General features: G+C 40.4%; 11 protein-coding genes and 1 tRNA gene. All 12 read left to right on the top strand.

What is annotated here, in order from left to right; translation table 11 throughout:
* Positions 1-114: 114 nt before the first annotated feature.
* The 12 genes from ACUW85_RS06300 (at position 115) to ACUW85_RS06245 (ending at position 19181) form a co-directional block, all read left to right on the top strand.
* Positions 115-3843: a PD-(D/E)XK nuclease family protein gene (locus ACUW85_RS06300; RefSeq protein WP_182023465.1), complete on the top strand. Its 3729-nt coding sequence runs from the start codon at positions 115-117 to the stop codon at positions 3841-3843.
* Positions 3833-7696: a helicase-exonuclease AddAB subunit AddA gene (gene addA, locus ACUW85_RS06295; protein WP_182023464.1), complete on the top strand. Its 3864-nt coding sequence runs from the start codon at positions 3833-3835 to the stop codon at positions 7694-7696. The genes ACUW85_RS06300 and addA overlap by 11 nt, the downstream gene beginning before the upstream one ends.
* A 58-nt stretch (positions 7697-7754) precedes the next feature.
* A tRNA-Gly gene (locus tag ACUW85_RS06290) sits at positions 7755-7825 on the top strand.
* A 190-nt stretch (positions 7826-8015) separates the two neighbouring features.
* A complete protein-coding gene (locus ACUW85_RS06285) occupies positions 8016-8678 on the top strand; it encodes a ribonuclease H1 domain-containing protein (RefSeq protein WP_182023463.1) in 663 nt (220 codons plus the stop codon).
* A 58-nt stretch (positions 8679-8736) separates the two neighbouring features.
* A complete protein-coding gene (gene lspA, locus ACUW85_RS06280; protein ID WP_182023462.1) occupies positions 8737-9210 on the top strand; it encodes a signal peptidase II in 474 nt (157 codons plus the stop codon).
* Between the two features lie 11 nt (positions 9211-9221).
* Positions 9222-10175: an RluA family pseudouridine synthase gene (locus ACUW85_RS06275; protein ID WP_026465939.1), complete on the top strand. Its 954-nt coding sequence runs from the start codon at positions 9222-9224 to the stop codon at positions 10173-10175.
* 78 nt (positions 10176-10253) lie between these two features.
* Positions 10254-10484: a YneF family protein gene (locus ACUW85_RS06270; protein WP_003141045.1), complete on the top strand. Its 231-nt coding sequence runs from the start codon at positions 10254-10256 to the stop codon at positions 10482-10484.
* Between the two features lie 174 nt (positions 10485-10658).
* The gene (locus ACUW85_RS06265; RefSeq protein ID WP_182023461.1) at positions 10659-12428 is read left to right on the top strand and encodes an ABC transporter ATP-binding protein; all 1770 of its coding nucleotides are present in this window, start codon (positions 10659-10661) and stop codon (positions 12426-12428) included.
* Positions 12415-14226, top strand: coding sequence for an ABC transporter ATP-binding protein (locus tag ACUW85_RS06260; protein WP_182023460.1), 1812 nt, complete (start codon positions 12415-12417; stop codon positions 14224-14226). The genes ACUW85_RS06265 and ACUW85_RS06260 overlap by 14 nt, the downstream gene beginning before the upstream one ends.
* Positions 14216-14887, top strand: a complete 672-nt coding sequence (locus ACUW85_RS06255; RefSeq protein WP_259345399.1) for a lysophospholipid acyltransferase family protein — start codon at positions 14216-14218, stop codon at positions 14885-14887. The genes ACUW85_RS06260 and ACUW85_RS06255 overlap by 11 nt, the downstream gene beginning before the upstream one ends.
* Positions 14888-14950: 63 nt before the next feature.
* Positions 14951-15442: an AI-2E family transporter gene (locus ACUW85_RS06250; protein WP_016897480.1), complete on the top strand. Its 492-nt coding sequence runs from the start codon at positions 14951-14953 to the stop codon at positions 15440-15442.
* Positions 15443-15980: 538 nt separating this feature from the next.
* Positions 15981-19181: an SNF2-related protein gene (locus ACUW85_RS06245; RefSeq protein WP_149314708.1), complete on the top strand. Its 3201-nt coding sequence runs from the start codon at positions 15981-15983 to the stop codon at positions 19179-19181.
* Positions 19182-19222 lie beyond the last annotated feature (41 nt).

The raw sequence follows: 19222 nt of genomic DNA, 5'->3' as shown, positions 1-19222 counted from the left end.
ATATGAAGGTAAAAACATTTACCGCAAAGAAAGAAGTTGGCGTCTATCCGGTGTCAACTTCTCCTTTTATATATTTAGCAATTAAAAAAAGTTGCTTTTACAAAAGGAGGGCTTATGAATTTACAGTTTATTTTAAAGACCCCGACACAAAATAACCTGAAATCTGTATATGAAGACATTGATGCTTATCTAAGAGCAGATGTCGAAAATCAAGTCTTTATTATCACTGACGACAATATGAAATTTGATTTAGAGATGTCTGTTTTACGTCAAATGAAGGCAGTCCAGTTGAATGCTGGCCATACAACTGACAATAAACATGCAGGAATGATGCGACTACAAGTGCAGTCTTTCAAACGGTTAGCTTGGTATTTATTGCAGAAACAAGATAGTCAATCAGTTGGGGACGTTTCAGATATTGGTAATGTCATGGTTATCGGTCGCGTTTTAGCGGATATGAAGGACGACTTATTGGTATACCGGGGTGAATACGATCAGATTGGTTTTGTGGAAGCCTTGGCTGACTTATTTAAAGAGTTAGTGAACGGTCAAATTACCAGTGACGTCTTTTTAAATTCGTTATCTAGCTATGAGTCTAGTGACCAGCCCTTGATTCAAAATCAAGTGAAGAAAATGAAAGAACTGGCTGCAATTTACGGAGAGTACGAAAAGTATTTAGCGGGCTTAACAATGGCAGACCAAAACGTTTTTGCCCAATTGAGACAAGCTATTTCGGACCAAGACTTGTCTAAAACAAGAATTATCATTACGGGCTTTGATTATTTTAATGCCCAAGAGTTGGAGACGATTGTTGCCTTCCTTGAAAACTGTCCGCAAGTGCAAATTGTCTTAAATTTAGATCAACCTTATGATTTTAGGACGCCGGACTGGTATGAGTTATTTACGGTAACTGGGAAAACTTACAATCAATTGATGCAATTTGCTAGAAAGCAAGAGATACCATTTGCTAATCCCATAGTAGCTGAATCGGATAATAGTTATGCAGATGGTTTTAAAGTTTTAGATCATTATCTAAGAACGGACAACCGTATTGAAAGTGGCCAAATTGCGCAAACTGATCCTGCTAAAACGGCAGTCAATCAGGTCATGGAAATTTGGGAAGTACCGTCTACTTATATGGAAGCTGACCAAGTAGCCAATGAAATTTATCGATTAGTGGCAGATCCAAATACCGATTACCGCTACAAGGACATCCAAATCCTATCTAGAGATGAGGATGCCTATCAACACGCTTTACAGGCGGCTCTTGATGCCAATGAAATTCCTTATTTCACTAATTTCCAAGAGGATATGGCTCTCCATCCGCTTTACCGGCTGATGATAAGTTTGTATCGGGTTTACCAAGGTAATTGGCGGTATCAAGATGTCTTTGATTTACTGCGTAGTGAATTATTAATGCCAGTTGATTTGGGTGACTTGACCCATTGGAATGATCCAACTTTTGATTCAGTAGAGGTAGTATCGGATGAATTGTCAGCTTCCAAAAAGGAGCAAATTCAATTCCGTGATGCGATCGATTTGACAGAAAATGTTGTTTTACGAAATGGTTATGAAGGACAATTTTGGTGGTCTAAAGACCGGATCTGGTCCTATATTTTAGTGGGGGAAGACGGCGAAAAAATAGGGACAAAGCGTGATATTGCGATCGAAGCAACCGCGAACCAGGTAAAATCTTTTGTTGTTGGGGCCTTGTCGCCACTATTTGACAATTGGAAAAAGGATCAAACGACTGAAGCGGCTATTACATATTTCTACCAATTCCTAACCAATAATGGGATTCCAACCAATTTGATGAATTGGCGAGACAGCTATTTAGAGACTGGGCAATTACAAGAAGCGAGACAGCACGAACAGGCTTGGCAGACCTTTATCCATATATTGGACGACTATGTCCTCCTATTTGGTGAGGAAGCATTTGACCTAGAATACTTCTTTAAGATTTTAGATTTGGCCTTTCAAAATGCGGGCTATGCTATGGTGCCACCAACAATGGACTCTGTTACAATTGGCTCTTTTGATGAAAATAAGGTTGATGCAAAGAAAATCACTTTCCTTTTAGGTATGTCCAAATATGCCTTGCCAGTAGTCTATGAAGAGAAATCTCTTTTAACCAACGAGGACCGGCAACTAGTGGTCAGTCAATTAGATGACTTACAAGCCTTAAAACAATCGGCAGATAGTAAGAATAACAACGAGGCCTATAAAGCTTATTTGGCATTCCTATCTGCCACAGATCATTTATATATTTCCTATCCCTTGAATAACGGCGATGCGGATACTGAAGGCTTGTCGCCAATGATTGGCCGTATTGCAGAGGCTTTTGATATTCAAACCAAATATTTACGGCAACCGTCTGACCATGCAGCTGAAGAAACCTTGTTGAAACTAGGTAATGGTCACACACAAGTCCGTTATTTACTGAAAGCCATGGCCCAAGATGCCCACGGTCAACAACGTTTAAGCCAGATATGGCGGCCTGTATATGACCAGGTAGTATCCAATCAATCTACTGCTGGTTTTTTTAAATGGTTGCAGTCTAGTTTGACTTACCATAATACGGTATTGTCACTTACGCCAGAATTGTCCCGGTCCTTATACGGGGATATTTTGGCCGTATCTGTGTCCCAGCTTGAACTCTATAATCGAGATCCCTTCTCTTATTATTTGAAATATGGGTTGAAATTAAAAGAACGACCTAGCTTCCAATTAGATTCCTTACAAACAGGGAACTACTTCCATGAAATGCTGGACCATTTTTTCAAGGAAGTAAATCAAAGAGAGTTTGATTTGGCTAATCTTTCTGATGGCGAGGTCAAGGAAATTGTAGGGAAAGTGACGGATAAGTTAAATGATCCGGATGTCTATCCTGAGTACACGATTTTTAAGGTTAACCACCGCAATAGTTACTTGCAGGAATCAATGAAAGAGACCATTCAGTTGTTGGTTGAAAATATGATCAAGCAACGCCAAGCGGTTAATGTGAAAACTATCGAAACGGAACAACGGTTTGGCTATACCCAAAATGAGGACGAGGAAGAAGAGACCATTACCCATTTCACTTTAGCAAACGGTCAAGAAGTTCGTTTGCGCGGTAAAATCGACCGGATTGATGCGGTGTCACAGGTTGAAAATGGCCTGGAACAAAACTTCATCCAAGTGGTGGATTATAAGTCATCGGCTCATGATGTGAAATTTGACCAGATTTATGTAGGGTCCCAATTGCAGCTTTATACTTATTTGAAGGTGGCTTTAGACCAGTTAAATCAAGAAGGTCAAACTGCCTTGCCACTAGGTGCTTTCTACCAACGGATTTTTCAACCTCAAGTGAAAATTGAAAAGCAAACAGATTTAACTGACAAAAATATTGCGGATCAAATCTTGGCCGACTTGAAACTGTCGGGTTATGTACGGGCTGACTATGATCTATTAGAAGATATTCATAGCGAAGGACTTGAACCAGGTGGGAAGTCGAGCGTTTATGCGGTGAGCCGGAAGAAAGATGGCGATTTCGCTAAAGCTGCCAAAGTCTTAACCAAGGATGAGTTGAATAAGTTGTTAGCCTTTGTTGAAGAGAAGATTATGGCTACAGCAGAACAAATTGTGTCTGGACATATTGCTTTAAATCCGCTTGATGATGATCCGTACATTCCGTCCATGACTGAGCCTTACCGGTCTGTATCTATGTTTGATGCAACGGACTATACCAATAAATATCGACCAAATCCGTCTATGGATCAGGATGAATTTTTCCAAGCCTTAATGACAGATGCCCATGTAGATGAAAATGTAGCAGAGGAGGACCAGACAGGCGATGAAGAATAGACAGAAACAAACCACTATTCCGTTACAAACAGAAGCTAATGCCCGTTATACAGCCGACCAATGGGCAGCGATTCATTTAGAAGGGAATAACCTGCTCGTTTCAGCCTCTGCTGGATCTGGTAAAACGAGTGTCCTTGTCCAACGTATCTTGCAGAAGGTACGACGTGGCTATGGGGTGGATGAGTTACTAGTTGTAACGTTTACCGAAAAAGCGGCTAGTGAAATGAAAGAGCGGTTGGAAGTAGCCTTACAAGAAATGATCAATGAAGAATCTGACGCTGACAGCCGTCAACATTATCTGCAACAAATCGCCAAATTGCCGCAAGCCAATATTTCAACCATTGACGCCTTTTGTAAGCAAGTCATCCAACGTTATTATTTCTTGATTGATCTAGACCCAGTTTACCGATTGTTAACCGATGAAACTGAAAATATGATGCATTTTGAAAATGTTTGGGAGGCCTTGAAAGAGGACTTATTAGCAGAAGGCAATCCAGATTATTTACGTATGGCAAAACACTTTGCTTCCGACCGTAAAGATGACAAGATTGACCAGCTGATTTTTGACCTATACAACAAGTCTCGAGTCCATACCCATCCAAACGACTGGTTAGATGGATTAGTAGCCAAATATCCGGATGAGGATACCCCCTACGGTGAGTCTGATTTTTATCAAGAATATGTGGTCCCTGCTTTAATAGATGAAATTGAAGCTCTTGAAAATACTGCACGACTGTATATTGAAGACCTGCCGGTTGCTGAAGCGGTTGGTTTTGAAAAAATGGCCATTTCTGTGAAAGAAAAGTTAGCTTACTTAGACCAATTGAAAACGAATGTGAAGGCCTCTTATAAAGATGCCTACCAACAAATTATTGCAACATCTTTCCCTGCTTTAGTTCGAAAAAGTAAGAAAGACTTTGAAGATGGTAACGACGCACAAAATGATTTACGAACTCAGTTAAAAGACCGACACGATAAAACAATTAAGGACGTATTCGACAAGGATATCTTGCCTTACTTTACCTTTGACGAGCATTACCAAGGCCTCTTTATTCAAGATGCTAAAAAACTTGGGCAAGCCATTATAAATGTGGAGAAGGTCTTTACTGAACGAATGACAGCCCATAAATTTGACCAAAGAATCTTAGATTTCTCAGATATTGAACTTTTCACCTATCAAATTTTAAGTAAGCAGTTAGCGGACACAGAAACTGGCAACGGCGGAAGTGTGAGTAAAAACGTCAATACTATAAATGAGGCTAAGGCTTACTATCGGGACAAGTTTACTGAAGTCATGGTGGATGAGTATCAGGATGTCAATGCCTTACAGGAAGCCATTCTACAAGCTGTATCAGGGAATCCAGAACATCCAAATATGTTCATGGTAGGAGATGTGAAGCAGTCGATTTACCGTTTCCGCTTTGCTGAACCAGGTTTATTTATCCATAAATTCAACCAATTCGCGGATGGTAATGGAGGACAAAGGATTGTCTTAGCGGAAAACTTCCGATCAAGAGCAGATGTCCTTGATTTTACCAACTTTATCTTCCGCCAAGTCATGGATCCACAAGTGGGGCAGATTGCTTATGATGAGGATGCAGCCCTTAAATTGGGCTTTACCGCCTATCCAGAAACCGACAGGATGCAGACTGAAATCCTCCTTTACGAGGAGGAAGATGGCGGTAAATCTAGCGATTACGACCAGGAAGGTTTAGACGGTTTAGATGGTGACGTCTCAAATGGGACGAAAATGCAAGCAGAATTGATTGCCCAATCCATTTTGGACAAGGTCAACAACCAGCACATGATTTATGATAAAAAGCTGCAGGCAGATAGACCCATCACCTTTAATGACATAGTAATTCTTGTAGCAACTAGACGTAACCATTCGGAATTAGAGGATGTTTTTGCCCAATATAAAATTCCTTTGATGTTGGATGATTCGGCGAACTATTTCCAGCGTACAGAAATCCGTGTCATGTTGAATATCTTAAAATTTATCGATAATCCTTACCAAGATATTCCACTGGCGGCTATTTTGCGGTCACCAATTATTGGTTTAAATGAGCAAGACCTAGCGAAAATCCGGATTGCCAACAAACAGGCAACTTATTATGACGCTATGAAAACTTATATGGCCATGGATGAAGGGCAAGATGAAAGACTAGCTGAAAAATTGCGGATTTTGAATGATTGGCACTTAGCGTGGCGGGATATCGCCCGCGACAAACCGTTGGCGACTTTAATCTGGCAAATTTATACAGATACGGGATTCCTCGATTATGTTGGTGGGATGCCAAATGGTGAGATTCGGCAAAATAACTTGCATGGTTTTTATAAATTGGCGTCTAACTATGAAGCGTCAGCCTTTAAGGGGATTTTCCAATTCATCCGCTTTGTTGAGAAAATTCAAGAGAAAGACAACGACCTGCAAGCACCAAAACACGGGGACGAAGCTCGATCTGCGGTCCATGTCTATACTATTCATCATTCTAAAGGTTTAGAGTTTCCGCTCGTTTACGTCTATAACATTTCCAAGCGTTTTAACACTCAAGATCTAAGGAATCCGGTGATTTATAATGACGCTATCGGTATCGGGGTGAAATTGTCTGATAGAACACGCCACATCACCTATCCAAATATGTTTGAAATGATGGCTAAACGCTTTGAGAAGAAAGACATGTTGGCTGAAGAAATGCGAAAATTATACGTGGCCTTAACTCGAGCAGAACAGCAACTGGTATTAGTGGGTATGGTGAAAAACTTCGATACCACGATTGGCAAGTGGCAAGGGCTTTTGATGAAAGACGAGCAACTATCGCCATCAGGCCGGATTAAAGCCAACAGTCTACTTGATTGGATTGGCCCAGCGCTGATGCGCCACCACGATTTTGATCAGGTTAACCAATCAGTCCATATTCCAGACTACCTAGCCAACACTAAGACCAATTTCCGGGTTGCAGTCGTTTCTAGCGAAGACGCACTTGCGGGCCGTAGTAAGTGGGTACAGACGGTAGATGAATCCAATCGAGTTGACCAAGCAGAACTTTTAGCGGCCATTTTTACAGATGACAAAATGACTACCAGTGACCAAGCTAATAAACAAGTCATTCAGCTACCAGCTACCGACTTAGATTATGCTTATCAATCGGCGACCAAGACAACATCCTTCCAATCAGTATCAGAATTGAAACGGATGCTTCAAGATCCAAGTGACAACGACTTGCAACCTTGGTCAGTCAACAATCAAAATAAATTGACTAAAACCTTCCGTTATACTGAAGAGGACTATGACCAACCGAGTTTCTTGGCCAAAGAACAAGCTGTCACACCAACAGCTATTGGGTCAGCGACCCATTTGTTAATGCAGAAGGTGAATTTAAGGGCTAAACCAAGTGAAGCGACCTTTAAAGCGCTCTTTGATGAACTATGCCAACTAGAAATTTTAAGCAATAAACTTTGGGCCCATATTCAAGTGGATAAACTAGTAGCCTTCTTCGATACGGCAGCGGGACAATTGATTTTGAAACAAGTTGACGATGTATATAGAGAAGAAACATTCTCCCTAATGGTAGCTGGATCAGAAATCTTTACGGATATGGCAACAGATGATGACTTGTTGGTCCACGGGACAATTGACGGTTTTATTTTATTACAGGACGAAATCTTCCTGTATGACTTCAAAACTGACCGGATTGCTTATCTAAATGAAAGCCAGCAAGAACAAACCTTAATCGACCGTTACGAAGGGCAAATGGATCTTTATGCCCAAGCCCTTGAAACCATTTGGGAACGGCCAGTTACACAGAAAATGATTATATCTTTAGATACATTAAAAACTTTTTTTGTCTAATAACACTTGCAAAAATAATACAGAAGGTGGTATACTATCTCTTGTATTAGTTTTGCATGCGGGTGTAGTTTAGTGGTAAAACCATAGCCTTCCAAGCTATCGTCGCGAGTTCGATTCTCGTCACCCGCTTATAATAAAACAATGAACGCTGGTGGTATTCCAAAAGCCAGTGAAGGGAAGTGGGGCTTAGGTCTCACTTTTTTTTGCTAAAATTAGTAGAGAAACTGAGAAAGTAAGTATGAAAATCAGTATAATCAATTCAGATAGATATAGTAGTATCATCATTTTACAAGAATAGAAAGCGAGTGGTTGACCAACCATGGCAAAATTTTATGCAGTGAAAAAAGGAAAAACACCAGGAATTTACAAGACTTGGCCTGAGTGTCAGAAACAAGTTAAGGGCTTTTCGGGTGCAGTCTATAAGTCATTTACCAGCCTAGAAGAAGCAGAAGCCTTTATGGGTAATGGGTCGCAGCCGCTGTCTAAAACGAGTCAAGGGGAAGAAATCCGCTGGCTAACTAAAGACGGTAAAAACGGCCAGGTTGATGCCGATACCATGTCCGTATATGTAGACGGCTCTTTCGATAAAAAATCTGGTTATTTTGGCTACGGGGGTGTAGTCTTATTTCAGGATACGATCAAAACTTACAAGGGTGGTCGTAACACGGAAGGATTAGCTAAAATGCGGAATGTAGCCGGTGAAATTATCGCTGCGATGCATGCGGTTAAAATTGCGCAAAAATCAGGGGCAAAAAATGTCGTAATTTACCATGATTATATGGGGATCGCTGAGTGGGCCCTAAAATCTTGGCAGGCCAAAAATGATTATACCAAGGAATATCAGGACTATATGCAAGAGCAGGCCAAGAATCTAGCTATCGGATTTGTGAAAATCGCAGCCCACACAGGTAATCAATATAATGAGGAAGCTGACCAATTAGCTAAAGACGGGATTCGCCAAGCCAAGTCAGCCAATAAATAAGCTAGAATAATGGTAAAATATATTTAAACAATATCGGCCGAGCGGCTCAGGAGGATTTATGTTACTGAATTATCTATTAATTGCAATTTTAGTTGGTATTGACCAAATCGTGAAGTATTGGACAGTGGCCAATTTTGCTGTCAATGAAGGGCAAGATTTCATACCAGGCATTCTTTCCTTCTTTTATATCCAAAATGATGGAGCTGCTTGGGGAATTTTCTCAGGGCAAATGTGGCTATTTTATATCATTACTGTTGCTGTTGTGGCAGTCCTCGTCTATATGCTCCACAAGGAAGCTAAAGGCTCGCCGCTACTGGCTATAGGTCTTTCCTTTATGATTGCAGGAGCCTTGGGTAACTTTATCGACCGCCTGCATTTAAACTACGTGATCGACATGTTTCGATTAGAATTTATGGATTTTCCAATATTTAATGTAGCGGATGTTTGTTTAACCATTGGTGTCATTATGATGATTGTCTACATGATTATTACACCTGAAGACCAATTGGAAAAAAGAACCGCTAACAAGTGAGGAGTGTCATTTTGACAGAAGAAAAGACAGTATTTAATTATACTTATACGGGTGAGGACGGCTTGCGTTTAGACCAATTCGTCACTAATCAATTTACAGACGAAAGCCGGACTACAATCAAAAAATGGATCAAAGACAAATTGGTCACAGTAAACGGCAAGGTGGCTAAAGCGTCACAATCCTTGGTTAATGGAGATTTAATCGGAGTTGAGAAACCGGCGCCTGCTGAAGCGGAAGAATTTAAACCAGTAGCCGAAAAGATGTCTTTAGATATCGTATTTGAAGATGATGACATTTTAGTGGTCAATAAACCAGTCAATTTGGTCGTGCATCCTTCCGTGAACCATCCAACCAATACCCTAGTGAATGGTTTGTTATACCACGTACAGGAAAATGGGTCGCAACTAGCGGTTGGTCGCGAGTCTTTTAGACCAGGTATCGTCCATCGATTAGACAAGGACACCACCGGGTTATTAGTGGTCGCTAAATCACAAGCAGCCCTTGAAAATCTAACTGAACAAGTGGCCAACCACCAAATGACACGAATTTATTCAGGTTTAGTTTATGGCGAAATTTTTGAAGCGGGCGGGACCATTGATGCACCAATCCGCCGTCATGAAAAAGATCGGTTGAAATTTGAAACTAACGAAGCTGGTCGTCATGCAGTTACGCATTTTACGGTCAAACACCGGTACGTTGGCTATACCTTGGTCAACTTCCAACTGGAAACAGGTAGAACCCATCAAATCCGTGTTCACGCTGATTTTATCAACCACCCAATCGTGGATGATCCTTTGTACGCAAGACAATATAAGGAGCGGTTCTTCAGTGATAATGGCCAATTATTACATGCCCACCGCTTAGAATTAGACCACCCGGTAACTGGTGAACACATGGCTTTTGATGCGCCAATTCCTGATAATTTCCAGGCTGTATTGCATCAGTTGACATTTAAGGGTGTATAATTGATGAAAAGCTTTGCAAAAGGGGCAATACTTTAGTAAAATTTTATCTTGTAATCGTATGAGAGGAGTGTATAGACTATGCTAAGTACAGGAGCTTGGATTTTAATCGTAATTATCGCAGCTATTTTAGGTGCTGTTGGGGGATTCTTTATCGCCCGTAAATATATGGTGAACTATTTTGAAGAAAATCCACCAATTTCTGATGACATGATTCGTTCAATGATGATGTCAATGGGTCAAAAACCTTCAGAAAAACGTGTGCGTCAAATCACACAATCTATGAAGAAATCGAACAAAAAATCTAAATGATGAGATTAAAGCGCCACCAAGCGTTTAATATCAACAATAGCCTCCGTAGCTAATAAGGCATACGGAGGCTGTTTCGTTGTCTAATCAAATTTTTTATCTATATGCGGGTGTTAATTTTCGCAATTGGTCAATATTTGTTAGATAATAGGTGAGAATTTATTTAGGAGGGAAGAAATGTTTTCAATTTTTAAAAAATTGGGTTGGTTTTTTAAATTGCGGTGGAAGAGCTATGCCTTTGGGATAACGGCATTGGTTACCTGTGCGATTCTATCAGCTATGACCCCTAGAATTGTAGGGAATATGGTTGACCAGTTGTCAGCAGGCTCTTTAACTGGGCAATTATTAATCACTCAAACAGGCCTTATTTTAATATTGGCTATTATTATGTATGTACTTCGCTACGGTTGGCGGACAATTATTTTTGGAAATTCGACTTTACTAGAATCAATTATGCGTAATCGTTTGTTTAGTCATTTCACAAAAATGGACGCTACCTTTTACCATAAATATCGGACGGGTGACTTGATGGCCCATGCCACAAATGACTTAGCGGCCTTGCGTTTTGTTGCTGGTGGGGGGATTCTGACCTTAACGGATTCTATCTCCATTTCAGTCGTGACCTTGTTCTCTATGTTTGTCTTAATCGACTGGCAATTAACCCTAGTGACTATTCTGCCATTCCCATTTCTAATTGTGGTGGCCCGTGTTCTAGGTCGAATCATTAACAAGCGGTTCCGTAAATCGCTTGAAGCTTTTTCAAGTTTAAATGACGAAGTCCAAGAAAATGTTTCTGGGATGAAAGTCATCAAAACGTTCGGTGAAGAAGAAGACTACTACCAAGACTTCGTTGAAAAAACAGACCAGGTTGTCGAAATGAACCGTAAAGTTTACCAAGCAGATGCGGCTTACACGCCAATGATTGAGATTATCACTGGTTTAACTTATGTATTGACCATCTTCTTTGGGACTTACTTTATCCAAAACGGTCGGATAACAGTCGGTGACTTGATTGCCTACATTTCTTACTTGTCTATGATGGCTTGGCCTTTAATTGCGGTCGGTCACCTAGTCAATACGCTTGAGCGTGGTAACGCATCGTGGGACCGGGTGTCTGAATTATTGAACGAGCAGCCGGCTATCGTTGAAGCTGATCAAGCTATTACAACGCCGATTCAAGGGGATATCCATTTTGACGTTCAGAAATTTGCCTACCCAGATGATGGCCGGACGAAATTATCGGATACGCGTTTTCACCTGAAAGAGGGCAATATGCTTGGTGTAGTTGGTCGTACTGGGTCTAGCAAAACGACAATCTTCAAGTTGTTGATGCGTGATTATGACCAATACGAAGGTCAAATTACCTATGACGGCAAAGATATCAAAGATTTCAGTCTAAATACACTATCTTCAGCAATCGGATATGTACCGCAAACGAATTTCCTGTTTTCAAATACGATTTTAGAAAACATTCGTTTTGGGAATCCAAACCTATCTGAAGAAGAAGTCATTCACTATGCCAAAGTAGCGGATATCCACGAAGACATCATGAAATTCCCTGAAGGCTACCAAACGGAAGTCGGGGAACGTGGGGTGTCTTTATCAGGAGGGCAAAAACAACGGATTGCTATCGCTCGTGCCTTAGCGGTTGACCCAGAATACTTAATCATGGATGACTCGCTTTCAGCGGTAGACGCGCAAACAGAAGAAAATATCTTGACCAATTTACGGCAAGAACGTGCCAATAAAACAACGATTATTGCAGCTCAACGTCTGTCTTCAGTGATGCATGCAGAAGAAATCATTGTCATGGACAAAGGGACGATTATTGAACGTGGTAAACATAGTAAATTAGTCCTTGAAGACGGATGGTATGCCCATACTTATAACCAACAACAATTACAAAGAAAAATTAGCGAAGGTGGTGATTCTGATGGAGAAATCTAGTCAAACAAAGTTTTCACTAGCTGACCAAGTGCGGATCTTCAAAGGAATTATCGGCTTTGGTAAACCGTATTGGCTACCCTTTGCCTTGTCCTTTGTGGCAACAGCAATCGTTGCAGCCATTTCAGCTTATCTACCCATTATCATCCAACGGTATTTGGATGAAGTGTTGGGGACCAATTCAGCAACCCTACAAGTGACGATACAGGTCGCAGCCTTTTATTTTGGCTTAACCCTATTAAAAGTAGCCGTTTATTATTTTAGAGACTTTACCTTCAAATTGACGGCAGAAAAAACAGTAGCCAATATGCGAAATACTGTATACCAAAAAGTAGTGCACTTAGGTATGCGGTACTTTGACCAAACACCGAACGGGTCAGTGGTTTCACGAGTGACTAACGATACCGAAACAATCAAAGAATTTTGGCAAGTATTCCTGTCATTCTTCGACGGTTTACTGAATATTGTGGCTATTACTTATGCCATGTTTACCCTAGATGCTGGCTTGGCCCTTGTCTTTATGGCCTTTGTACCTGTAATGTTTATTTTGATTTATATCTACCAACGTCAATCGACTTATATTTATGGCCGGATGCGAGTAGCGCTATCTACTTTGAACGCGAAATTAAGCGAGTCTATTTCTGGGATGAATATCATTCAAAACTATGGTCAACAAAAACGTATAATGCAAGAATTCGATGATGTTAACCAAACTTATGTAAGAGCGCGTGTAGGCATGTTCAAAATGAATGCCTTATTATTACAGCCAGCAATCAACTTACTTGAAGCCATCGCCTTGGTGCTTGTCTTGTATATTTTTGGTTTCCAAGACTTGCAAGGGGTAGCCATAAATGTCGGGGTCGTTTACGCCTTTACTTCATACGCGAAATCCTTCTTCCAACCGATGGGTCAAATGATGGACTCCCTATCAATATTCCAAGATGGGATGGTATCTGGATCGCGAGTATTGGCCTTGCTAGACAATCCGGAAATGGCGCCAGTTTCTAATCCAGGAGCAGCTGGTAAAGTGTCTGAAGGGCATATTCAAATCAAGGACTTGTCATTTTCATATGACGAGAAAAAACAAGTCTTACATAATATCAATATCGATATTAAACCGGGACAAACAGTGGCCTTTGTTGGTCAAACCGGTTCAGGCAAATCGTCGATTATCAATGTCTTGATGCGGTTCTATGAATTCAATCAAGGGGACATTTTAATTGACGGCCAATCTATTAAAGATATCCCGCTAAAGCAACTGAGAGAAGATATCGGCTTAGTCTTACAAGATTCTTTCATGTTCTACGGGGATATCGCTGAAAATATCCGTCTGCACGGAGACTATTCTGATGATATGGTCAAAGCTGCAGCCCAATTCGTCAAAGCTGATGACTTTATTGAATCATTAGATGACGGCTATCACGCCAAAGTAATTGAAGGCGGGGCTGCATTCTCGACAGGGCAAAAACAATTGTTATCATTTGCCCGGTCAATCTTACGAGAACCTAAAATCTTGGTATTAGACGAAGCGACAGCCAATATCGATACCGAAACAGAGCAGAAAATCCAATCTGGTTTAGCTAATATGCGCATAGGTCGGACAACCATTATCATCGCCCATCGTTTATCAACAATTAAAGATGCAGACCAAATTATTGTCCTTAAAAATGGCCACATCATCGAGCACGGAAACCATGACGACTTGATTGCACAAGGTGGCACATATTATAATATGTATCAGTTGCAGACCTATTCGGATGCACATCAAGATATAGATGAAGGGGAAACCGATGATTTATAATATTTTACTGACTTTAATATCCTGGTTTATCCAGTTAATTAATGGTCCAACCAAGATTGATATTGATGAGGCCTTCGATCCAGAAGCCAATTACCTAGTAGTTGGCCCTCACCGTTCAATCCTTGATCCAATCTTTATTGCCATGGCATTACGTCCTAAGCAAATAGCCTTTATGGCGAAGAAAGAATTATTAGCCAATAAATTTTTAGCCTGGTTCTTCACAACCATCAACATCATTCCAGTTGACCGTGAAAATCCTAGCGCTTCAACCATTAAACAAGCCGTTCGAACCATCAAAGAAGGCGAGAAATATGTTGGGCTTTTCCCAACTGGCTCTCGTTATTCAGATGAAATCAAAGACGGTGCCGTTTCAATGGCTAAGATGGGTAAGGCAGAAATCTTGCCCGTTACCTACCAAGGGCCCATTGGTATCCGTGACTTATTCACTTGGAAAAAGGCCAACCGTGCCAAAGTGCGTGTCGGCAAACCTATTCAATTGCCGGATGTTAAACGATTAACCGATGAAGACAATAAGGCAATTAATCAAGCCATAAAAGATGCTTTCATCGAAAACGACCGTTTTTTAGATCCAAATTATACCTACGATTTAGCCGGTTCAGTTGCTAAGCGTGAAGCTAAGCACGCTAAAAAAGCCAAATAGTAAATCGTCAATATAAGCTTTTAACAAAGGCAGAAAAAAGATTTTTACAGAGAGGATGATAAGATGACAAGAGCCACATTTTGGAAACAAGTTTTCTTGCATACCATTCAAAACATTAAATTGTATGTGGGGGCAGCAGCCAAGTTATTACTCTTAACCGTCATCATCTACGGTGTAGGTTTTTGGGCCTTAGACATTCACTTGGCCTGGTTAATGGCTATTGGGATTAGTCTAGTAGCCTTACTACCAGTTATTGGTGCAGGCGTTGTCTTTATTCCTTGGATATTGATTGAGTGGTTGCAGGGGGATACCCAAGTAGGTTGGTGGCTCTTTGCCATTTACTTAGGGGTCGAACTATTAACCGAAATCTTGCAACCATTACTCATCGGTAAAGATTTAAAAGTACCTTTTTGGTTGCCCATAGTCGTGACTTTAATGTGCACCATTGCTTTTAACCTGTTTGGGGTCATGGTTGCAGGGATTGTCATTCCCTTGATATCAGCCTATTTTCAAGTAAAAGAAATCGAACGCGCTGAAATCTATGACGAGAAATAATCAAAACAAGAGATCTGTATAAAAGCAGATCTCTTTTATTTATAATGGGATTCAGAAACATGTGAAAGCTTTGTTAGACTTTATAACTAGCAAAAGATTCAGTAATCATAATTTAAAATGATAATCAGTTCGTAAATCAAATTGATGAATATGCCATATTATTCAAAGATTATTGCTATTCAGATTTATGAAGTTAACATTTTATCAATTGGTAATATTATTCATATAGAGAATATATTTTCAATAGCAGGATAAAATTTATTCAAGGAATAATGCTGTTTAGTTGTGTATGTAATTACAAGTTAGTTTTAGATATTACCCCAGTTTATGAGTAGCCGAGGCTAAAGTTTCCCTAGCATGCCCACTGCGTTAAAGGCAATGATAGGAGAAAGCAAAGCCGAAAGTTTATTAATTATAATAATATTTCTCGCCTTAAGCCCTGACTCCCATCCTGTGGCTTAGCATATGAATTTCTTAAGAAGTTTGATATAATGAATTAATTAATGAGCGACAGATTCAGAATTTTGGGGTGTATGATATGAAGTGGAGTATTCCAAGTAAGATAATCGAGCAAGGCCGTGCTTTGGTAAAGGAAAATCGGGTGCTTAAAGTAGTACCAGATGAAGAAAATACTGTTTGGCGTGCAGAAGTGCTTGATGATGACACGTATACCGTGATCTTAGATGGAACTGCTAAAGAAGAGGATGTTTGTCAGTGCCAAGTTTTTCAGAAAAAAGGCTACTGCGAACATACAGTTGCAGTAGAACTTTTCTTAAGAGAAATGGGCATGACGCGCGTCCACCAATTTAATGAAGAATTGAAACGTTATCCAGAAGTAGATGATGAAGCAGAACTACAAGTGAATGAAGTCCTTGAAGGTTATTTAAGTCATCGTCAAGTAACCAGTCCTGTGAAACGTTTGCCGCGAACTAGTCGAGTGAAAGTGACACTAGAAATTCAATTTGATGAAGTAAGACCTTATATTATTTCTTACGAAGATATTGCTTACTTACGAATTCGCGTAGGTGTCAACAACCTGTACTACGTGACAGATATGGATAATTTCTTCCAAGCTGTTGTCCAAGATACCTTATATATTTTGCCAAATCGTGACCGTGAAGAAATTTGGTTATCGCCTTCAACACTAGGCCAAGATACCTATGACTTGCTAGTTGAATTAGCCAATGCATACAGCTTACGAAATAAATGGCTTTTACTAGTCATGAACACACCAGAAAATAAAAAAAATACCCAACGCTTTTATTTAATGAGTGAGGAATTAAATCGCTTGAAAGATTTATATCTTGCGGATAACCGGATTTCTATCCGCTTTAAATTAGATGGTAATGCTATAAAACCGACCTTTTCAAATGATAAAGCCCTGGTATTTAGTCTGAAGAAAGACAATGACCTGTATCAATTAACTTGGGATCAATCAGTCAATTGGCTGGCGCAATATGGTTTACTGATTCAAGATGAAACCTTATATGAAACCACTCAAGACAGCAATTTCTATGATGATTTGCGCTTTTTACAAGGATTCTTTGCGGAGAATGACTATCAAATCACCTTGCCAGAAGAAGAAATGACCTACTTTATCAGTTTATTTGGCCGGACTCTGATGGCTTACAGTGAAATTGACCAATTAGACCAATTCTTTGATTTGTACCAAGAAGACTTGCAAGTGCATGTGACACTTGATGTTGAGGGGACAGATTTGTACGTGACCCCTGAATACCAGTACGGTCAATTTTTAGTATCAGATGAGGCAGAAAATCAAGTATTACCAGATGATAACACAATTTTAGTCCGAGACTTTTCGGGCGAAGTATCGGTTGAAAACACCTTGAAAGCTTTAGGCTTTGTCTCGGAAAAAGGTGCCTTCGTCCAACGTTTCGACAACTTGACTGACGTCATGACCAATATTGAAAATTTCGGTCGTTTATTCATTGACCAATGGGACATTAAATATGGTAAATTCCTGCGCAATGTCTATGACAACAAAGTCAATGCAACTGTGAAAATGACACCGAGTGACGGGAGTCGATTCTTGTCAGTAGATTTTGAATTATCTGACGTTGAACCAGTTGAAGTGGACCGTATTTTAAACGCCATTATGGAAAATGAAGCATATATTCGTTTACGTGACGGTCGTATTATCGACGTTCAAAATACCATGGACGACGAACAGAAACGTATGCTTCAACAAATCTCTGCAGCTAATAACGAATGGCAAAACGGGGACGTGGTCCCCATTTTCCAAACGCTGCGGTTCCAAACCTTGGTGGACGGTAATGAAGTATTTGAGGAATTCTACGACGATATCGTACGAGCTAAAGATAAAGACTACACGCCATCAGCTAGCTTAAAGGCTACCTTGTCTGACTATCAAGAGACGTCAGTGAAATGGTTTAGAGGACTTGCTAAATACCAATTGGGCGGCCTATTAGCAGATGAGATGGGGCTGGGGAAAACAGTTCAAACGATTTCCTTCATCCTAGACTATATCGAAAATAATCCGCATGAAAAATCATTGGTATTAGCGCCAGCGTCTGTTTTATATAACTGGGCACATGAATTTAAACGATTTACGCCATCCTTAAATGTAGCAGTAGTTGACGGGACCATTGATGAACGGGAGGCGATTCGCCGAGATGATACTATCGACATATGGTTGACTTCTTACCAGTCGTACCGAAATGACCAAGAGGCCTATCAAAAAGTGAATCTGGACATTTTAGTCTTGGATGAAGCGCAAGCCATCAAAAATGACAACACCATCTTATATAGATCGGTCAAGAAACAAGTGGCGGCGATGCGGATTGGTTTATCAGGGACACCAATGGAGAATAACTTGAATGAGTTCTGGGCCTTGATGCAGATTATCGTGCCCGGATTATTACCGAATAAGCATGAGTTCCAAAAATTATCAGTAGGAGAAATTGCCCGAATTGCTAGTCCATTCGTCCTACGTCGTACCAAGAATGATGTGGCCTTACAATTACCGACGAAAACTGTTACGGATAGATTTAGTATGCTGGACCCTGAACAAAAGAACATCTACCTGGCCTACCTGAAGAAAATTCAAGACCAGTTAAACAACGATTCGTCGGACGCAGGACATATGCATATGGAATTATTGGCGGGGATTACACGATTGCGTCAAATTTGTTGCCATCCTCGTTTAGTGAAAAATGACTACACTGGTCAATCCGGTAAGTTCGAATACTTCAAGGTCATGTTGAAACGTGCCATCGAATCAGGTCGTAAAGTATTGGTATTCTCTCAATTTACGAGCATGTTAGATGTGATGTCTGAGTACCTAGCTGAAGAGGGTATTGACTACTACATGATGACTGGTCAAACCAATAAAAGAGTCCGTCAAGAACAAGTAGACGAATTCAATACCGGCGATAAATCAGTCTTCTTGATTTCATTACGTGCTGGCGGGGTAGGGATCAACTTGACTGGCGCAGATACTATCTTCTTATATGATTTATGGTGGAACCCAGCAGTTGAAGAGCAAGCTATTGGCCGTGCCCACCGGATTGGTCAGAAGAAAGATGTTGAAGTTGTTCGCTTTATTACTGAAGGGACAATTGAGCAACGTATTGCTGAACTTCAAGAAGAGAAGCGCTACCTATTCGAACAATTATTTGATGACGGTGACCAAGCAGGTAGTCAAAGTCTAAGCTTGGATGACCTGAAATTTATCCTTGGTGTGAGCCAAGCCTTATAAGTATTAATACCAACCATGACTGTTTCGCCCTTTTTCAAATA

It is taken from the genome of Aerococcus sp. 150760013-2 (assembly GCF_053627715.1).
The sequence above is the reverse complement of the archived record's forward strand: the minus strand, read 5'-3'. Positions and strand labels throughout refer to the sequence as shown.